This window comes from Enterobacter sp. Crenshaw (assembly GCF_024734705.1).
GTDB lineage: Bacteria > Pseudomonadota > Gammaproteobacteria > Enterobacterales > Enterobacteriaceae > Enterobacter > Enterobacter asburiae_B.
Genome location: NZ_CP102932.1, coordinates 1,533,041 through 1,552,865, shown reverse-complemented (window position 1 = coordinate 1,552,865; position 19,825 = coordinate 1,533,041). Strand labels below are relative to the sequence as shown.

At 56.9% G+C, this 19,825-nt stretch carries 15 protein-coding genes; 1 reads left to right on the top strand and 14 read right to left on the bottom strand.

Features of this window, described 5'->3' with window-relative positions:
• Positions 1–11 precede the first annotated feature (11 nt).
• The 6 genes from NWV12_RS07230 to cmoM form a co-directional block, all read right to left on the bottom strand.
• Positions 12–563, bottom strand: coding sequence for a YcbK family protein (locus NWV12_RS07230; protein WP_033145104.1), 552 nt, complete (start codon positions 561–563; stop codon positions 12–14).
• 174 nt (positions 564–737) lie between these two features.
• Positions 738–2,561, bottom strand: coding sequence for a L,D-transpeptidase (gene ldtD, locus NWV12_RS07225; RefSeq protein ID WP_033145103.1), 1,824 nt, complete (start codon positions 2,559–2,561; stop codon positions 738–740).
• Positions 2,562–2,739: 178 nt separating this feature from the next.
• Entirely contained in the window at positions 2,740–7,191 is a 4,452-nt protein-coding gene (gene mukB / locus NWV12_RS07220; protein ID WP_101744466.1) for a chromosome partition protein MukB, read from the bottom strand.
• Positions 7,191–7,895 (bottom strand): chromosome partition protein MukE, encoded by a 705-nt coding sequence (gene mukE / locus NWV12_RS07215; RefSeq protein ID WP_008499954.1) that lies wholly within the window; start codon positions 7,893–7,895, stop codon positions 7,191–7,193. Before mukE ends, mukB begins: the two co-directional genes overlap by 1 nt.
• Positions 7,876–9,198: a chromosome partition protein MukF gene (mukF, locus tag NWV12_RS07210; protein WP_048979733.1), complete on the bottom strand. Its 1,323-nt coding sequence runs from the start codon at positions 9,196–9,198 to the stop codon at positions 7,876–7,878. The genes mukE and mukF overlap by 20 nt, the downstream gene beginning before the upstream one ends.
• Before the next feature lie 3 nt (positions 9,199–9,201).
• Positions 9,202–9,981: a tRNA uridine 5-oxyacetic acid(34) methyltransferase CmoM gene (gene cmoM / locus NWV12_RS07205; protein ID WP_023311004.1), complete on the bottom strand. Its 780-nt coding sequence runs from the start codon at positions 9,979–9,981 to the stop codon at positions 9,202–9,204.
• A 123-nt stretch (positions 9,982–10,104) separates the two neighbouring features.
• Between cmoM and elyC the strand changes: the two genes are divergently transcribed.
• Entirely contained in the window at positions 10,105–10,884 is a 780-nt protein-coding gene (gene elyC / locus NWV12_RS07200) for an envelope biogenesis factor ElyC (protein WP_048979731.1), read from the top strand.
• Here elyC and NWV12_RS07195 read toward each other — a convergent pair.
• The 8 genes from NWV12_RS07195 to ihfB all read right to left on the bottom strand — a co-directional run bounded on the left by NWV12_RS07195 (position 10,861) and on the right by ihfB (position 19,667).
• Positions 10,861–11,754, bottom strand: a complete 894-nt coding sequence (locus NWV12_RS07195; protein WP_047651301.1) for a YcbJ family phosphotransferase — start codon at positions 11,752–11,754, stop codon at positions 10,861–10,863. The genes elyC and NWV12_RS07195 overlap by 24 nt on opposite strands.
• Before the next feature lie 142 nt (positions 11,755–11,896).
• Positions 11,897–12,643: a 3-deoxy-manno-octulosonate cytidylyltransferase gene (gene kdsB, locus NWV12_RS07190; protein ID WP_048979729.1), complete on the bottom strand. Its 747-nt coding sequence runs from the start codon at positions 12,641–12,643 to the stop codon at positions 11,897–11,899.
• Positions 12,640–12,822: a protein YcaR gene (gene ycaR / locus NWV12_RS07185; RefSeq protein WP_006174474.1), complete on the bottom strand. Its 183-nt coding sequence runs from the start codon at positions 12,820–12,822 to the stop codon at positions 12,640–12,642. The genes kdsB and ycaR overlap by 4 nt, the downstream gene beginning before the upstream one ends.
• 45 nt (positions 12,823–12,867) lie before the next feature.
• Positions 12,868–14,097, bottom strand: a complete 1,230-nt coding sequence (locus NWV12_RS07180; protein WP_048979727.1) for a winged helix-turn-helix domain-containing protein — start codon at positions 14,095–14,097, stop codon at positions 12,868–12,870.
• Positions 14,098–14,141: 44 nt separating this feature from the next.
• Entirely contained in the window at positions 14,142–15,119 is a 978-nt protein-coding gene (gene lpxK / locus NWV12_RS07175; RefSeq protein ID WP_048979725.1) for a tetraacyldisaccharide 4'-kinase, read from the bottom strand.
• The gene (msbA, locus tag NWV12_RS07170; protein WP_033145094.1) at positions 15,116–16,864 is read right to left on the bottom strand and encodes a lipid A ABC transporter ATP-binding protein/permease MsbA; all 1,749 of its coding nucleotides are present in this window, start codon (positions 16,862–16,864) and stop codon (positions 15,116–15,118) included. The genes lpxK and msbA overlap by 4 nt, the downstream gene beginning before the upstream one ends.
• Positions 16,865–16,900: 36 nt before the next feature.
• Complete coding sequence (locus NWV12_RS07165; RefSeq protein ID WP_048979724.1) at positions 16,901–19,165, bottom strand: ComEC family protein; 2,265 nt, start codon at positions 19,163–19,165, stop codon at positions 16,901–16,903.
• Between the two features lie 214 nt (positions 19,166–19,379).
• Positions 19,380–19,667: an integration host factor subunit beta gene (ihfB, locus tag NWV12_RS07160; RefSeq protein ID WP_008499965.1), complete on the bottom strand. Its 288-nt coding sequence runs from the start codon at positions 19,665–19,667 to the stop codon at positions 19,380–19,382.
• Between the last annotated feature and the right edge of the window lie 158 nt (positions 19,668–19,825).

Sequence of the window (19,825 nt, the reverse complement as noted above, 5' to 3'; positions counted from 1 at the left end):
GTGTTTCGTTATTACCAGTGCCGAACCGGACCGGTATCAATATGCACAAAGTTGCTGCTGGGGTAATATCCTACACCACCTGCGCGCATAGATAACGCGGCTTTGCGAATATTGGCTAACGAAACGCCTTCAATATGGAAATCCATTGCCTGTCCCTTCGTGTGATAGCTTTTTTTGGCTACCCCGCGACTGTGGGCGCGCAGTTCATTATTGGTATCAATCGAACGATAGCCAGAAATGAGCTGCACCGGCCTGCTGGTGCCCAGCAGGCCCTGAAGGCGGAAAATCTGATCAAACAGTCCTGGATCGATGGCTTTTATTTTATTCGCGCGGAAATCACGGAAAAAATGGTTAAGTCTTGCTAATTCATCCTGAATATAGCCTCTGCCATCGAAAAACTCCGCTTTTAGCGACTCACCGGTATGCAGGTTATTGAGCGTTAAAACTCGCGGACGAGGTGTCGAGAGGGTGGCAAATGCTGGCGTCGGCAAGATGGCCGCTGCGCCAAGCGCAACACCACCTAACGCCAGCAGTTTGCGGCGATTAGCGTCAAATTTGTCCATGATAATCAGGTCTACAGGTAAAAGAAATCGTAATATGCTTAGCGCACGAAGGGCACCTTAACTGGCAAAACCAGGTACGTCAAGGCGCCCAACCCCAGTGAATACGCGGCTTACAGCGATATTGCCCCCTATTCACCCTAACTTACGACAATCATTTTTCCCGAACTGCTTCATTTACCTGATTAATTGTTCCGCTTTTGGCAAAATTTGTGCGCCGGATCGCGCGGTGAGATCATAATTGTAAATATCTGTACGATACTGGGTACGCCCGTCCTCACCCACAAATGCCGTCAGATAGTAAAGATTGACCGGAATATTGTGGCGAATATTCACGTAACGCGTATCCCCCTGCTTCAGGGCATCCGAGATACGCGTATCGTTCCAGCCCGCATCCTGCAACAGCATATTGGCCAGCTCTGAAGCTTTGTTCACGCGCACACAGCCAGAACTCAGCGCGCGCGTATCTTTCTGGAACAGATTGTGGTTCGGCGTATCGTGCAGATAGATCGCTTCTGAACTCGGCATGTTGAATTTGTAGCGCCCTAAAGAGTTATGCGCTCCGGGAGCCTGCTGGAAGCGGAACGGCAGATTCGACGCTGTGATGGTCGACCAGTCGACCATATAAGGATCGATGGCCTCTTTACTGTTCCATCCACGCATCACCGTGTAGCCATGACGTTCCAGATAACCCGGATCGTTCCAGACTTTCGGCAGAATGTCTTTACGCGCCAGCGTCGGCGGTACGTTCCACGGCGGGTTAACCACCACGTTATTCAGCGCGCTGCTCATCATCGGTGTTTTACGATCCGGACGCCCGACAATCACGCGCGACGCCAGCACTTCGCTGCCGTTCTGGTAATAGACCAGGGAATACGCCGGGATGTTAACCATAATTCCGGTAGAGAGCGTTCCCGGCAGCAAGCGCAAACGCTGGATATTGAGCGCCAGCACCCCTGCCCGCTGCGCAGGCGATACGTTCAGCCAGTCGCGCGTCGTCTGGCCTATGACGCCATCGGCCCCCAGCCCCTGAGCGGCCTGGAACTGTTTAACGGCCGCAACCAGCTCGCGATCGTAAGCCGCGGGTTTGTTGCTCAGGGCAACGGCTTTCTTCTCTTTAACTGGCGCTGACGGGCTGACGGCGACGTTTTGTGGATCGTCACCCGGGAGAACAATCTTTGGCCCGCCGTCAAGAAGACCGGAACGCGTCAGGATCTCGCGCAGGGCAGGAACATCGCTGCTCCACTGTCCCGGACGCAGCGTCGCGGTGCCGCGCATCTGCGGCCATGGACGCGTGTCCCCCACCAGCGTGAGGAGCGACTGGTGCAGAGTGGCATAGTGCGGATGCGCCGGTGCCAGGCTGGCAATAAAGCGCGGCAGTTCGCCGTTATCCAGCGCGAGCTGCCACTGGTTAATCACCGACAGCGCCGGCGTCGCCAGCTTGTACGGCTTATCGCTGTACAGCCAGCGGTTGCCGTTGACCGGAATACCCGCCACGAACTGCAGGTAGCCCATCATGGCATCGGAAAGCACCACGTCCCGCGCCTGCCCGGTGACGGCAGGATCGGTTAACAGCTCAACCCACTTTGTAAACTGCGGCTGAAACCCTGCAATCGCAACCTCTGCCAGCTGCTGCTGGAAGGCGCGCACGGCATCGCGATTTTCCCACATCGGTTTCATATCGCGGGCAGCATAGAGGAGCGTGAGCTGGTTGATATAGACAGGCGTGTAGCCTGACGGCAGCTCCGACTGCAGCTGCTGACTGAGCGATTCCGCGTCGATGCCTTCCGGCAGCGGTTTAATACCGGCCATGATAGCCGTCGCCGGAGACTGCTCCAGCGGCTGGGACAACGACGTTGGCTGAGCGCCTGTCGTTGCCGAGCTGTCAGTCGGCACAATTTCAGGCTCGTCGGCCTGGGCGGTTAACAGCGGAGCAAACATCACTGCCAGGCATAAACTCAGCGCAGACAGCTGACGACCACATTCTTTCTTTAGCAACATCCCTTGCCCCCTGTTTTCACGACATGCCCATCACGCTGGGGCTTTCTTTCATTATAGGTAGACGGCTAAGCTGTTGCCTTACCTTATGTAAAGAAGTTTAAAGATAACGCAGCCCCAAGCACAAGTTAAGTTTAAAAAAAAAGCGGCGCCAGTGCGCCGCTTCGGGTCAGAAGACGCTTCAGGAAGCGTCCGCCGTGGTTTCCGTCAACGACTCCGGCGGCTGCGGCGCAAAGCCACGCAGCCCCACAACGTGAACGTGTTCGCTGTTCTGGAACACCTTACGCACCAGTTTGTAGGTGGTGCCCTTCTCGGGGCTGATGTTCTCCGGCGCCGCGATAATGAGCTGCATATCGAGACGTTCGCAAAGCTCGAACAGCGTGGCAATCGAGCGGGCATCAAGTCGCGCCGCCTCATCCAGGAACAGCAGTCGGCATGGCGAGATATCTTTGCCGCGCAGGCGGCGCGCTTCATCTTCCCAGCTCTGTACGACCATCACGAGAATTGACATGCCGGTACCGATCGCTTCACCGGTAGAGAGCGCCCCGGATTCCGCACGCAGCCAGCCGTCTGAGCCACGGTTTACCTCGACTTCCATTTCCAGATAGTTACGGTAGTCCAGCAGCTCTTCACCGATGGTTTGTGGCGTACGCTGGCCCATATCAATCTGCGGGTTCAGGCGCTGATACAGCTTCGCCAGCGCTTCGGAGAAGGTCAGACGGTTGCTGTTGAACAGATCCTGATGCTGCTCGTGCTGCTCTGAGAGCACTTCCAGCAGCGTCGCGTGGGCCTCACGCACGTTGACGTTGAGGCGCACGCTGTTCACCTGGCCAAACGACACGCTCTGCAGGCCCTGGTTCAGCTGGCGGATACGGTTCTGCTCGCGCTGAATGGTTTTACGAATAATGTTCGCCACGCTGCGGGAGCTGATCGCCAGCTTCTGCTCGCGGGAGGTCAGTTCTTCCGTCAGACGGCCCAGCTCGATTTCCATCTGTTCGATGGCTTCGACCGGATCGTCGGTACGGATGATGTCCTGACGAATACGCTCGCGCAGGTGCTGGTAAACTGCCACGAAGAACTGGATTTTACGTTCCGGACGTTTCGGATCCTCCGACATGCGCAGCACGTCGCGCAGGTGTTCGTTATCCGCCACCGCCAGACGCAGCGCACCCAGCGCCTTATCCGACATGGAGCGCAGCTCATCGGCAGAGAGATACGCCAGCTCGCGGCGGTGCAGACGACGCTCAACGTTATTGTCTTTCACCATGCGCATCACCGCGCACCAGCCCGCCTTGGCGGTCACGACCTGCTCGCGCATTTCGTGATAGTCGCGTTCCAGCTTGCGCAGGCGACGGGTCAGGTTATCCATTTCGGCTTCGCAGAAGGTCAGCGCTTTTTCCAGCTGATTACGACGCGCGCGGTTATTGCTGAGCTGCGAATGCAGCTCGTCACGACGAATACGCGCGCGCTCTTCTGCCCCGCTGTCGGCACGAACGCCGATGTCCTGAAGCTCTTTCTGCAGATCGTTTAACAGCTCTTTCTTGGTGTCGAAGGAGCTTTTCAGCGAGGCTAGCACCTGGTTGTACTGGTTCAGCTGAGCGGAATGGCTGCGCATTGCTTCGCGGGCGCGAGTACGTTCCGCCTCCGCCTGCTCAAGGCGCTGACGCAGTTTTTCGTTCAGATCGCTGTTACCGCTCAGCATTTCAGCCGAATCGGAGTAGCCAAAGTGGGCCCGACGCTGCACCACTTCCGTCAGGGCAAACGCCTGCTGACGCGCTTCGCGCTGCACCTGCTGCGACCAGGCATAATCTTCTTTTAACTGCTCGAACTGTTCCGGGTCGCTCTGCAGGACAGACACGACGGGCTCCAGCTTCGCCAGCTGATTGCCATGCTGCTGAACGAAACGCGCGGCTTCCTGCGCTTCATCCAGACGCTCCTGGATCTCATCCACACGGTCAGCCAGCGTGTCATCCGCCAGCAGATTCAGGCGCGGCAGAATGCGGTTAAGGGCAGCGACGCCCTCTTTCGCCTGTTCAAACTGAACGCGACTCTGCTGGTTATCACTTTCATGGCTTGCAATCGCACGTTCCAGCTCGCCACGGCGGGTATTGAGCTTGCGGATTTCGGCTTCCGGATCCGCGTCAAACGCTACGGCGAGATGGCTGCCGATAAAGCGGCTGAACGACTGGTGCAAACGCTGGGTTTTCTGCACGTCAAACGACAGGGTCGCAAAACGTTCAGACAGCGTTTCACGCTCGGCGTGCAGGCTCTCGATGCGGCTTTCGCGCGCGGCGCGGCCAAACAGCGGCAGCTCCGGGAAGCGGGAATAACGCCACTGACGGTCGGCAATTTTCACCACCACCGCTTTTTCCAGCTCGTCGACGCTGAATACGCTGTCATCGAACGACTGCGGATCCCCTTCGATCAGATAGAGATCTTCCGGGCAATCTTCCAGGCCGGCAAGCTGCTCAGAAATCAGCGACAGATCCGGGACCACAATCGCGTTGCGGGATGGACCGTACAGCGCGGAGAAGTACGGGGCATCATCGAGGCCAACGTCGTCATAAATCTCGGACAGCAGCACGCCGCCAAAACGCTCCGCTAGCGCATTCAGGCGTGGATCTTCTGACCCGCCCGGCTGGCTTAAGCGCTCAATTTCTTCATCGACGTCGCGCTTGCGGGCGCCCACTTCATCACGCTCAACGATGGCTTCACGTTCGCGCTCCAGCAGCTGCTGCAGGTATTCGGTCACTTCCTGACTGGATTCGAACTGCTCGCCGCACTGCTCGCTGAGCTGGTTCAGGCTGCTTTGAGCCGCCAGCCAGACCGGCGCACGCTCCAGGAGCGTCTTCGAACGGGACTGAATCCGCTCCAGCTCCTGACGCAGGGCCATACGCTGTTCGCTGGCGTTTGATACAGTATCGGACAGGGCCGCAATACGCGCTTCCAGCTCCTGATGCAGGGCCTCAAGCTCGTCGAAATCGTAATTTTTCCCCTGACGCTTGCAGAATTCCGCCAGCAGACGCTCGGCTTCCTGCTGCTCACGCAGGCGCTGCTCCAGCTCGTTCAGACGCATACGCAGCGGCTGAACCTGCTCGGCCAGATGGCGCTGGTTCACACCGTCGCGCAGCAGTTCACGGGCAACGTCCCAGGCTTCGTTACGCGCCAGCGGGCCGTTAATCGCGACTACCAGCTGATAAGCCTGCTCAAACTGGCTGTGCGCCGTTTGCGCGACGCTCATTTTCTGTTCGAGGGAGAGCAGTTTCTCGGTGGCGTCCTGCTCTTTGGCCTGGAAGGTATCCAGCCACTCGTCGGCGCTGTCCGGCGTCAGGTCAGGCAGATGGCACAGCTCTTTTGCACGCTGTAATGCCTGCAGTGCCTGGGTGTACTGAATCGCTCGCGTCTGCTGCACGTCGAGTGCCTGCTGGTAATCGGCAAGCTGGCTTTTCAGCTCATCCACTTCCAGCTCGGCCGCTTCGGCGCGGGCTTCGTTCTCTTCCTGCATGTCGGCGGCTTCAGCCACCACTTCATTTTGCTCTTCGAGACGAATCTGCAGCTCATCGAGGTCCGCTTCATAGCGCTCGATTTTTTCTTGCTGACGCAACGCGGTCTGCACCAGGTTCAGGTGATCGCTGGCGGCCTGGTAATCGGCTTCCAGGTCGCCTTCAGCACCGTTGTGCTCACCCAGCTCGCGCGCCATTTCGACGTGCTTGTACTGCTCGGCCACAAGCTGTTTACGGGAGGTAAACAGCTCGCGACGGTATTCTAATGCCTGATCGAGATGCACGCGGCGCTCGTTGGCGTGGCGCATGTAGTCTGCCGCCACGTAGTTGGTGGCTTCGCTGATCAGGTGTTTAAACAGGTCGCGGTCAGACTGGGTAACGCGAATCGCTTCCAGCGTCATGCGGTTTTCGCGCAGCGCCGCTTCCATATCCTGGAAGGCCTTACGTACGCCGCTGTTTTCCGGCAGCAGGTAGTCGCGCAGGGAGCGGGTAATCGCGCTGGAGATACCGCCGTAAAGAGACGCTTCGATCAGGCGGTAGTATTTGCTACGGTCTGATGCCGTGCGCAGACGACGCGCCACCACGCCCAGATCGAACATCAGCGAGTGGTAGTCGGTAATGGAGTTAAACTGCTTGAACTGTACGCCTTCGATGGCTTCAAGCTTGTCTTTCAGCTCCTGCAGCGTCAGCACGCGCGCCTGGCGTTCGTTCAGGGTTTCCGTCAGCAGCGCCGTCGGCTGCACGGAGGTCGGCAGTCCCTGGATCGCAAACGGCTTGATATCCACTTTACGGTCGCGACCGGCGACCTGCTGCAGGCGCACGCCCACTACCACACGCTGATGACGGGAGTTAATGACGTCCAGAACCGAATAACAGACGCCGGCCTTCAGCTTACCGTGCAGACCTTTATCACGTGAGCCGCTTGTGGCTCCCGCTTCGGTGGTGTTACGGAAGTGAAGCAGCGTCAGATCGGGGATCAGCGCCGTAACAAAGGCCGCCATGGTGGTGGATTTACCCGCACCGTTACCGCCGGAGAGCGTCGTGACCAGCTCATCCAGATCGAAAGTTCGGGCAAAGAAGCCGTTCCAGTTAATCAGCGTCAGTGAGCGAAATTTACCGCGTTCAATCATTACTCTTCCTCCCCGCTATCCGGCAGATTCTCTTCATGCTCGTCATTGAGCTGCAAATGGTTTTCCACCGGCATCGCTTCACCGTCGCGGATCATGCGGAGCTGCGCTTCACGCGCGTCATCGCCCGCGCGCACGTCGGCGCCGAAGCGGAAGACAGATTCCGTAATGCGGAATTTGCTGCTGTCGTGGCCCATAAACCAGACCATCCCCAGACGGCGCAGACGGTTCAGGGAAGAGCGAACTTTTTCCTGTAATTTCTGACGGTCAAGATCCGACCCCGTGGAGCGGTTGTTCACCAGCTTCAGCAGCTTGCTTTCATCTGCCAGCGTCAACAGCTCGTCGTAAAGTTCCTGCTGGGTGAAGATCCCTTCATTCGCCAGACGTTCCGGGCTGAGGTAGAGGTAGCAAAGAATTTTGCCTACCATCATATCCAGCTCGGAGAGCACGGAACGCGGGATCAGCGTCGTGGAGCGCGGACGCAGGTAGAAAAACCCTTCCGGCGCGCGGATAAGCTCCACGTTGTAGCGCGCGTAAAACTCTTCCAGGTACTCCTGGAAGTCCATCAAAAAGGCGTGATTATCCAGCTCGTCTAAGCCAATGTGACGACCGGCACGCAGCTGGCTGTCCAGCGCCGGAAATAACGGATTCGCCAGCGCCTGTGCCAGCTTAACTGGCATCACTTGTTCAATATTTGTCAATGACATGCGCCTGTACCTTGGCTCCGTAATCGTTGATTGGCTGCCACTTCGGCGGCAGTCCGGTGAAATCTGCTTGCGCAACGCCCAGGCGCACCGCCTGGTCTACCACAATGCGGGCAATGTCGAAGTGGCGCGCGCGTGGATATTGCGCCAGATAGTCGCGCACCACGAGCCCAAGATCCAGCGGCACTTGTCTGGTTTTGTAGACAGCGAGCTGTTCTTCAATCATCGCCGCAAGCTGCTCGCGAATTTCGTTAAATTCTTCGTATTCCAGATCCGGCGGCAGTTCACCGGTCACCTCTTCATCGCGCAGCGCCATCTCTTCGTCGCGCATATCCAGCAGACGCTCGGCATTGGCGTAGGTCAGCGCCCACGGCGCATCGAAATAGGTCTGCACCGACTGACGCAGACGCTGAGCAAAGACGCGGTTTTTATCCATATCAATCGCGGTACGGATAAATTTATGCACGTGTCGGTCGTAGCCGATCCACAGGTCGATCGACTGCTGGCCCCAGCTGATAATGCGATCGAGTTTGCTTTGCAGGTCGAAGACCAGACGATCGACAAAATGCAGATCGTCGTGCGCCAGCGTCGCATCCTGGATGCGTAGCAGGTTAGCCTGCAGCTTGTCCCCTGCGGCTTCCAGCGTATCCTGGAGCTCACGCAGCGTGCCGGAGGTTTCTGACAGCAGAAGTTCACAGCTGGAGATGGCCGCTCGCCAGTCTTTATTCAGCAGCTGGGCAATATCATCTTTCACCTGCTGCTGCTGTTCGTCCATCAGGCGCTGGGTGAGATCGATACTGTCGAAAATCTCTGCCACCGAATATTTCAGCGGCGCGTAGACGTTACGGTGCCAGTGGAATTCGTCACCGTTTTCATCCGCCGCGTCGGCGGCGCGCTTAAGCTCACCCGCCACGATCGAGAGCTGCATGGAAAGACGCAGCGTAGAAAATTCACGCTGGCGAATATAGTAATCGGTGATGCCGATGCCCAGCGGCGTCAGGCGATAGATGGCGTTTCCTTCCGCCTGCTCGCTGGTAAAGCGGTTCAGCAGACGTTGACGCACCATATCGTTGATTGCGTTGTTGGCACGCACGCTAATGGTTTCGCTGGTTTGCTCAAACGCATCACTGACATGGCGGAACGCATCCACCAGTTCACCCTCGCTCATTTCACCGTCCAGCCGCTCGCCGTTCAGCGTGGCAACCGCCAGCAGGAAAGAGAGTCTGTCTACCGGCAGCGAGATGGAGAAATCGTTTTTCCTGGCCCAGGCAACCAGTTCGGGGACTGTCTGGGAAAATTCACTCATAGGTTATCCTTGCATCTGCGGCTTGTGCGCGGTGACGTGAATATAGCGGCCAAGGCTGATAAAAGGCTCCTGACGGCAATACCGCGTTTCTAATTCTGTTAAGGTGTCAAAACAGTCACGCTGTTTGTGTTTTTCACGCAGATAATCATGAAACACCCTGACGCCCGTCTTCCCGACGATCTGCCAGCCAATCGCTTCCAGCCAGCCATAAACCTGCTGTGGATCGCGCGGATAGTCCGGGGAAAGCGTGCGCTTTTTCTTTTTGGGCATCCCGACCTGCACATAGTCGAAGTTTCCTGCAACCATGTTGTGCATCAGGAAGCCGTTAGCATTGTAGAACATCAGCGACAGCGTGCCGCCCGGGCGCAACATAGACCACAGGGTTTGTAACACGCTTTGCGGATCGGCAACCCACTCCAGCACCGCATGAAACAATATCAGATCAACCTGTGTTTCCAAATGCTGTGCGATGTCCTGAGCGGCGCATTGTATAAAATGCATGTTGTCGCTCACACCTTTCTCTTCTGCAGCACGCGTCGCGCGGGCGACCATTTCAGCAGAAAGATCGCAAAGCGTGACGTGATGACCGCGCTCGGCCATTTTTATCGCCGTCTGCCCTTCACCGCCACCGGCGTCCAGCACGCGCAACGTTTGACCACCAAAGGTAGCCAGAATGGTGTCCAGATCCTGCCAGAGGATCGTCTGACGGAGCTGACCTTTCGTGGTGCCATAAATGTTGCGCGAAAACTTTTCCGCGATGTCATCAAAATTGCGATCCCGCATTGGGAAGTTCCACTCGCTAACTGCAAAACCGCTATTTTGTCACACCCGCGCGGAGAATGAACCTCTCTGGTGTAATATCACGGGTAATCACCTGCTATATGGTCAAAAAAGGAACCAAAAAGGATGCTTTTTACCCTTAAGAAATACATTGGAGGGATGATGCTTCCCCTTCCGCTGCTGCTCATCACCATCGCGCTGGGGCTGGCGCTGGTGTGGTTCAGTCGCTTTCAGAAGAGTGGCAAAACGCTTATCTCGCTCGGCTGGTTTGTCCTGCTGCTGTTGAGCCTGCAGCCGGTCGCGGATGGTCTGTTACGCCCCATCGAAAACACGTACCCAACATGGCAGGGAAATCAGAAAGTGGCGTACATCGTGGTGCTGGGCGGCGGATATACCTGGGATCCTGACTGGGCCCCCAGTTCAAACCTGATCAACAACAGCCTGCCGCGGCTAAACGAAGGCATTCGCCTCTGGCTGGCGAACCCGGGTTCAAAAATGATCTTCACCGGCGCGGCGGCCAAAACGAACCCGGTAAGTACGGCTGAAGCGGGTGCCAGGGTCGCAGAATCACTCGGCGTGCCGCGTTCCTCGATTATCACTCTGGACAGTCCAAAAGATACCGAAGAAGAGGCTGCCGCAGTGAAGCAGGCAATTGGCGATGTCCCGTTCTTACTGGTGACCTCCGCCTCACACCTGCCCCGCGCGATGATTTTCTTCCAGAAGCAAGGCCTGCACCCGCTGCCCGCACCGGCAAACCAGATGGCCATCGACGCGCCGCTCAACCCGTGGGAACGGGCGATCCCATCCCCGGCCTGGCTGATGCATAGCGATCGCGTCGGTTATGAGACGCTCGGGCGCCTCTGGCAGTGGCTGAAAGGATCGTCAGGCGAGCCAGGGCAAGAGTGATTTTGTTGCCAGATCGAAATTTGCGCGATTAAAACGTCCGGTGTTGACCAACTGCGCGACTTCGTCCCAGAGCAGGTAAAGCCAGCGCCGCCAGAGAAACGCTTCTGCAACGGGCGCGCGTTGAAGGTAGTGCCACAGTAAACCTTCCGCCGCCCCGCTGTCGCTGAGCCTGAACAGCTCGTATTCGCGCGGAGCCCAGAGCATGATCCCCGGCCCAAGCATCGCCAGAAGCTGATCGCTGCGGGAGTCCTTGAGCATGCTGCGCAGGGTGAAATTACCGTGAATCAGCACGCAGTTGTCATTAAAACCGTCGAATAGCGCCGGTAAGCACTCGCGGGTGCGAAACAGAATACGTTTGTCCTGCATGGTTAAACCGGTATTGCTGAACTGGTTGAGCGTTCCCCACAGCACTTCCACCCGCTGGCGATACCACAGCGGCCACAGGTTTTCCTGAGTGCTGTCGACCGGACCGACAAGCCCGCGGCTATCCTGACGGTGCCAGGCCAGCAGCGCCTCGACAATCTGGTCTTTTAACTGCTCCCAGCGTTCCGGCGTGCGCGCGGGCGCTTCAACGGGCACGCCGCGTAAACGCTCAATCAGCAGCACGTCCGGGCCGGGGTGTTCCTCGTGGGTCATCACGCCGTACACCGTCGGCATACGGACGGTTCCCTCCCGTGCCAGCATCGACATTTTCCATGCCAGCTGCCTGGCAACGCCCGGCGAGGTGAAACTTCTGGCCATCAGCGGCATTGGGTTGCCCTGACTGTCATACAACGACCAAAGCGCGGTATCGGCCTTTTCACTCACGCATTCGACCCGGCTTAATTTCTCACCCAGCAGATGGCTAAGTTCGGCACGCAGCTGTTCCATATGAGATTACCCCCATTAAGACTACTGCTTTTATAATGAGCGTCCTGAAGGGAGATGTCACCCGGAAGAGAACAATTAGGAAAAAGAAAGGGGAATTAGCGAGGGAGAGAACATCCCTCCGACAGGAGGGATGCAGGCGGGATTAGCGCAACTCGGCGCGAACGCGCTCAAGATCTTCCGGCGTATCAACGCCCGTTCCAGGCACTTCGCTGGCAACGGCAACGTGAATTTTTTCGCCGTACCAGAGCACGCGAAGCTGCTCCAGCATTTCGATCTGCTCCAGCGGACTCGGCGCCCAGGTAACATATCGACGAATAAAACCGGCCCGATAGCCGTAGATCCCGATATGACGCAGGAAAGTATCACCGATTGTCTCTTTAGAGAGCGCAAAGCGATCGCGATCCCACGGGATCGTGGCGCGGGAGAAATAGAGCGCATAGCCTTCGGCATCCATGACCACCTTCACCGCATTGGGATTGAATGCCTCTTCAGCGTGGTGAATGGGCACCGCGAGCGTCGCCATACCGACCTGACGCTGAGCCAGGTTTTCTGCCACCTGACGGATAATCACCGCCGGGATCATCGGCTCGTCACCCTGCACGTTCACGATGACCGTATCATCACTGAAGCCACATTTCTCAACCACTTCCGCCAGACGCTCGGTGCCGGACTGGTGATCGGCGCGGGTCATGCATACCTCACCGCCTGCCGCCTCAACCGCACGGGCGACGTCAGGATGATCGGTAGCAACAATCACGCGATCGGCACCGGATTCACGCGCACGCTCAAGGACATGCACAATCATCGGCTTGCCGTTGATATCCACCAGAGGTTTACCCGGCAGACGCGTTGAGGCATAACGCGCAGGAATAATGACAACAAAACTCATGGTTTGCTCTCTTCTGCCACCAGGGAACGAGCTTCATTTTCCAGCAGTACCGGAATGCCGTCACGCAGCGGGAAAGCCAGGCTGTCCAGCTTGCAGATCAGCTCCTGTTTGTCCTGGCTGTAGTAGAGTTTGCCGTTGCATACCGGGCAGGCAATAATTTCAAGTAAACGGTGATCCATAGTTCCTCCGTATGGGTAATCGCTAAAGCTTAACACATTCCCTTTTCAGGGAGTGCCTGTTTCCCAGCCACTTCGACAGGATGTAAACAGTCCGTCGGGCATCCGGCCCAGCGTCACGTCGCAGGCACCCTGCCAGCGCGCGAATTCGCTAATGGCGAACGTTAACCCTTTTTCCAGGCTCGCCGTCACCCTGACACCCTCTTCCAGATAAAGCGCAATAATTTCAAGCGTGCCTGTCTTGCGGTGCATTTTGGCGTCCATACGCCCGACCAGTTGCCCCTTATGCAGCAGCGGGAGAACAAAGTAACCATACTGGCGCTTTGGCGCTGGGGTATAACATTCCAGCCGGTAGCTAAAATCGAACAGCTGCTCGGCACGTTTTCTGTCCCAGACGACCGGGTCGAAAGGCGACAACACCGCACTGTGGGTTGCCTGAAGTTTCCCCTCCTGGGCCAGAGGCAGTAGCGGGAGGAGATCCGCATGCAGCCACATTTCGCCCAGCGTTTCCACCGTGACGGGGATGATGCGCTGTTCGCGTTGCCAGATATCCAGCAGCGGTTTCAGCGCGGGCTGGCGAAGGCGATAATAATCAGCCAGCCATTGCGGGCGGAAAATTCCCAGGCTGCGGGCGCTGTTTTCGAGCATGATAGCCTCGGCCGCCTCCTGGGTAAGCAGGTCACGCTCGTCGTCCCAGTGCGGCATCACGCGATGCGTCAGGTCGTAGACGCGCTGAAAATTACGCCGCTCAATCACCATGACTTTGCCAGAGGTAAACAGCCCTTCGAGATGACGTTTATGCGGCTTCCACTCCCACCAGCCGCTGGTGCCTTTGCGCGGGTGTTCAAAATCGGCGGAGCGTACGGGACCGTTTTCCTGAATATGCGCGATAAGCTGCTCAATTTCGGCAGCATGTTCCAGCATCCACGCCTGACGGTATTTCCAGCCCATCTTTTGAGGGGCAAGCATACGGTGGCGAACCAGGGCAAAATCGCTGCGGGGCAGGAAGCAGGCTTCGTGCGCCCAGTACTCCATTAACTCCCCCTTGCTGAGCGCCTCATCCAGCCACTGCGAAGGATAATTTCCCAGTCGGCTAAACAGCACCAGGTAAGGGCTACGGGCCACAATGTTAATGGTGTCAATTTGAAGCAGCGACATGCGCTGGACGGTAGAGAGAATATCGGCAGGCTGCGCGCGGCGGCGGGGCTTTTTAAGCAGTCCCTGGGCGGCAAGATGTAAATGACGTGCGGCTGAAAGCGAGAGTTGCGGTAAAGACATGCGTTATCCTGTCAGTCAAAGCGCCACCAGAACCGCGTAAGCGTTTATTTCACCAACGCAATCAGTTCCTTGAGCAAACGTTCCGGCTGCTCGCCGCTGAGTTCAGCGTCAACCGGCAGATACCACCAGTTATCTTTCGCAAAGGCACGGCATTTTACCGCATCTTTTTCGGTCATGATCAGCGACTGCCCGGGTACGGTCAGGGCGTCTACCTCCCCTTCCACCAGCGCCTGGTGGTCGGCCAGCGGAACGCGTTTTTCCAGCCGGGCCCCACACTGTTCCAGCGTCGCGAAGAAGCGCGGGGGATGACCAATCCCCGCCATCGCCACCGGTGAAGGCAGCTCAGCAACTGACCGGCGTTCCCCCGTCACCAGGTTGATCGCCAGGCCTGGCTGCAGGTACATCGGGATTTCACCCGCGTTTGCCTCACCGCCGTTCACAATCACCGCATCAACGGACTTAAGACGCGAAGCTCGTTCGCGCATAGGCCCGGCCGGCAGCCACCAGCCGTTACCGAAGCGGCGAACCCCGTCGATGACCACAATTTCTTTATCACGCGCAAGGGCGTAATGCTGCAGGCCATCGTCAGTGATAATGATTTGTACCGCGTGTTCGGCAAGCAGTGCCTGAACGGCGTCGCTGCGCACCGGGGAGACCGCAACCGGCGCGCCGGTACGCTGGAAAATCAATACCGGCTCATCACCCGCTTCGGCAGTCGTGGTTTCCGCCGTCAGCAGCAGCGGATAACGCGCCGCTTTACCACCATATCCGCGCGATACCACCCCCGGGCGGATACCGCGTTTTTGCAATTGCTCCACCAGCCAGATCACCACCGGCGTTTTACCGTTGCCGCCCGCCGTAAGATTCCCGACCACCACCACCGGAACCGGCGCGCGCCAGGCACGTTTCAGCCCCAGACGGTAAAGCAGACGGATAATGCCGCTCACCAGGCCGTATAGCCAGGAGAGCGGCAAAAGCAGGAGCCACAGCGGGGATTCACCGGACCAGATGCGTGCAATCATTCGCCAAACTGCATCTTATGAAGCTGGGCGTAAACGCCGCGGTGTTCCAGCAAATCAGCATGGCTTCCGCGTTCAACAATGATACCGTCCTCAACCACGACGATTTCGTCAGCCTGCTCGATAGTCGACAGACGGTGCGCAATCACCAGCGAGGTACGGTTCTTTTGCAGCTCATCCAGGGCAGACTGAATAGCGCGTTCAGATTCCGTATCCAGCGCGGAGGTAGCTTCGTCCAGGATCAGAATCGGGCTATCGCGCAGCAGCGCACGCGCAATGGCGATACGCTGACGCTGACCGCCGGAGAGCAGTACACCGTTCTCACCGATTATCGTATCCAGACCGTTATCCATCTTGTTGATAAAGTCCATTGCGTAGGCCATACGCGCGGCATTCTCAATCTGCTCACGGCTGTATTCATCCGTGCGCGCATACGCAATGTTGTTTGCCACAGTATCGTTGAACAGGTGCACGTTCTGGGAAACCAGCGCCACCTGGTTACGCAGCGACTGCAGGGTATACTCCCGCAGGTCATGACCGTCCAGGAGGATCTCACCTTCGTTAATATCGTAGAAACGGGTGATCAGGCTGGCAATCGTCGATTTACCCGAGCCGGAACGGCCCACCAACGCCACGGTTTTACCCGCCGGAATGGACAGGTTGATATTACGCAGCGCCGGCGTTTCACGTCCAGGATAGGCGAAAGTGACATTGCGGAATTCAACATCGCCACGGGCGCGCTCAATCTCGCGAGTACCTTCATCTTTTTCCTGTTCGGAATCCAGAATGCTGAACAGCGTCTGACAGGCGGCCATCCCGCGCTGGAACTGGGCGTTCACGTTCGTCAGGGATTTCAGCGGACGCATCAGGGCGATCATTGAGGAGAAGACCACGGTGATAGTACCCGCCGTCAGCGTCTCCATCACGCTAGGGAAACTTGCCGCATAGAGGACGAATGCCAGCGCCAGTGACGCAATCAGCTGAATAATCGGGTCAGAGATGGAAGAGGCCGAGACCATTTTCATCCCCTGCAGACGCATTTTATTGCTGACTTTATCAAAGCGTTTGGTTTCGACGTCCTGACCGCCAAAAATCAGAACTTCTTTATGCCCTTTCAGCATCTGTTCCGCGCTGGTCGTCACCTGCCCCATCGTGTTCTGCATATTCTTACTGATATTGCGGAAGCGCTTTGAGACGACGCGGATAGCAATAGAAACTATCGGCGCCAGAACGATAAGGATGATCGACAGCTGCCAGCTGTAATAGAACATCATCGCGAACAGGCCGATGATTGACGCGCCCTCACGCACAACGGTAATCAGCGCGCTTGAGGACGAGGAGGCTACCTGCTCTGAGTCGTAGGTGATACGGGACAGCAGCGTCCCGGTAGACTGCTTGTCAAAGAACGAGACCGGCATGCCCATCATGTGGCTGAACAGGCGACGGCGCATGGTCATCACCACTTTCCCTGATACCCAGGAAATACAGTAGCTGGAGATATAGCTGGTGATGCCGCGTAAGATCATCAGTCCGATAACCACCAGAGGCATCCATAGCAACACTGAGCGATCCGTTTTACCAAAACCGTCGTCCAGTAACGGTTTGAGAAGCGATAGCATAAAAGTATCGCTGGCTGCGTTGAGGATTAACGCTACTCCCGCCACGATCAGGCCTGTTTTAAAGGGCGCAATCATCGGCCAGAGTCGGCGGAAGGTTTGCCACGTGGAGAGATCTTTGTCGTTATGCATTCAAAAAACCAGCATTCGTTGAAATAGCCGCATATTCTACCCGTTATCGACGGGCTCGCCAAACCACTGATGATACCAAACGGGTAAAAATTGCTCTCGCAAGCGCCGGATTTGCCAGTGATGTTGCGAGAATGTCACCGATATTTGTCCAGAATGAGGGGTATCGTGCCAGATATACCCCTCTTTTCGATAACGTCGAACAACTTTTGCCGACGGGAATCGCCATGCGTTATAGCGGGCCGCTGAATCCAGGGCGATCTGACCTTCCACCCGCTGCACCAGCGGCAATGACGACGAAGTATTGCTGCCATGATGGGGCACCTGTATAAGCGTGGACGTCAGATAACGCCAGTAATGGCTAAGCATAGCCTGTTCCGCTTGCGCTTCAATATCCCCCGTAAGCAGAACACTCTGCTCACCGTCGTCCACCTTGACCACGCAGGAATGGTTATTTCCCTGAGCCGGGTAATTTTCGGGGGGCCAGTGGACGGTGAAGGAGAGTCCCTGCCATTTCCATCTCTGCCCGCGAAAACAGGGGCGATGTCCCGCCTGGCGCAATGGGCTTCTTACCCACGCGTCAGGCCACGCTTTTTGCAACGATGCGAGTCCTCCCGCATGGTCAAGATGCTCATGACTGAGAATAACGCCTTCAGGCCGCAGGTGATGCCAGCGAAGCCACGGGATGATCAACCGCTGCGCGCTATCCCCGCCCGGCCAGGCGAGCCCGGTATCATAGAGAATGGCTTTTCCCTGCCGTTCAATGACCATCGCCAGCCCCTGCCCCACATCCAGCATATGCAGCGTCCAGCTCTCGCTTTTTTCCGTTCGCCACAGAGGAAATGTCAGTAAGGCACTTCCTGCAAGACAAACGGCAGGAAGGGTTTTCCAGGCACGAAAGCGCCAGCCGATGATGATAAGCCAGGGCAGTAATGTCATGTACTGCCAGCGTTGGTCGACATTTTGCCAGCCGTCAGGCAGGCGCATGAGGAGCCAGAACAGCCCCGCAAGTGATTTATCGGCTGCGAACCAGACAACGCTTTCAGGTGCCGCCAACGGCAACAGATGAAGCAGCATACCGAGCAGAATCAGCGGCACGGAGACAAACGTCACCAGGGGAACGGCAAAGAGATTCGCGACCAGAGAAGAAATGCTGAAGCCGTGGAAAATCAAAACCTGTAGCGGCATCAGCAGCATCAGCATGCCGACCTGCAGATAGAGCAGGTTCAGCAACGGCCGTATACGTCGTGCCCTGTGCCAGCCAGGAAGAGGCAGCCACTGAAACCAGAAAATCAGCGCGCCGACGGCAAATGCAGACAAGAGCAGACTCTGTGAAAGTACAGCTAAGGGATCGCTTATCAGGATCGCCGCGATACAGCAGACCCATACCTGCCAGGGAGACCATTGCCGGGCAGCGATCCGCAACATTGCAAGCACAGCAAGCGCGATGACCGTTCGTAGCGCAGGAGGTTGCAGACCGGTAAGCCAGGCGTAGAAAGCGGCAAAGCATAACCCGGCCAGGAGAGGCATTTGCCAGTGGATCCAGTGGCTGGGTAATAAAAACTGTAGCCCACGTGCGAGTAACCAGGCGAGGGATGCCGCCAGCGCGATATGCAGTCCCGAAATCGCCATCAGATGCAGCGTCCCGGTTTCGCGCATCAGGTCTTGTATTTCCCGGGGCACATCCAGACGTTCACCCATTCCCAGTCCGAGTATAACCGCCCCCCATCGGTAAGCAGAAAGGCGGTTTTGCAGTGACATGAGATATTGCGCTCGCAGGCTGCAGCGTCCATCGACGAGTTCCGCACGTGTGAAGCGTCCGCTCAGCGTTTGATGGCGTGCAAAGGCGCTGCGCTGGGAATCATAACCGCCGTCGTTCAGTTCGCCATGGACAGGTCTGAGCCTGAGCGTCATGGTCCAGCGCTGACCGGCACACGCTTTCTGTGGCAGATAATTGCCATACAACGTTACGCCGGTAGAGGCCCACCAGCGCTTACCATCAACGCTAAGAATGTTTCCCTGATGCTGCGTTGCGCCATCTGTGGCGGTGATCGCTACCTCAGCCTGCACGGCCCCCGTGGTTAAATGCTGCATCGGCCAGACGCTCTCCTTCGCAGCCAGAATACCCCACACGCAACATAACAGCGTGATCCCCGCATACTTCAGTCGTACGTTTCGCCGTGCGACCAGCACGATCCCGCCAACAATCATTATCCACACGGTATGACGTGATGGCAGTTCAGGTAACCAGAGTAACGGGGCTATCGCCAGAATGACGCAGATGCTAAGCGCGGGAATTCCCATTGCTACCTCCCTGTTTCAGAGGGGCAGTATGTAATCAGGTAGAAGGAATTGTCAGATGGGAAAAGTGCGTTTTACAGCGTGCGCTGTGCTGTTTTTATCGGTTTGCAGAAAACGAAACGGAAAATGCGGGGTATCTTCAGAATGAAAGCGACAGACACAAAAAAAGCACCCGCAGGTGCTTTCTTTCGAACCCAGTTTAACCTGCTGGCTAAACTCAGTTGCCGTAAATATTGGCGCGATCGCGCAGTTCTTTACCCGGTTTAAAGTGTGGAACGTACTTACCTTCCAGCTCGACTTTATCGCCAGTTTTCGGGTTACGCCCGGTACGTGGAGCACGATAGTGCAGAGAAAAACTACCGAAACCGCGGATTTCAATGCGCTCGCCCTGGGCAAGAGTGGAGGCCATATGCTCCAGCATCTCTTTTACGGCATCTTCCACTGCCTTGGCAGGGATATGCGGTTGCTGACTGGCAAGTCTTTCAATCAATTCTGACTTGGTCATGATTCCTCCGGTTCCTTTCAAACCAATTAGCTGAACAGCTCATTAAACAAGGGCGGCCGTAGCCGCCCTTTGTTATTGATTACAGGACGAATCCTGCAATCTGTCAAGTTTGCTCCTCATCCTTCACGCTGTAAATGCGTTACAGCGCAAATGATGCT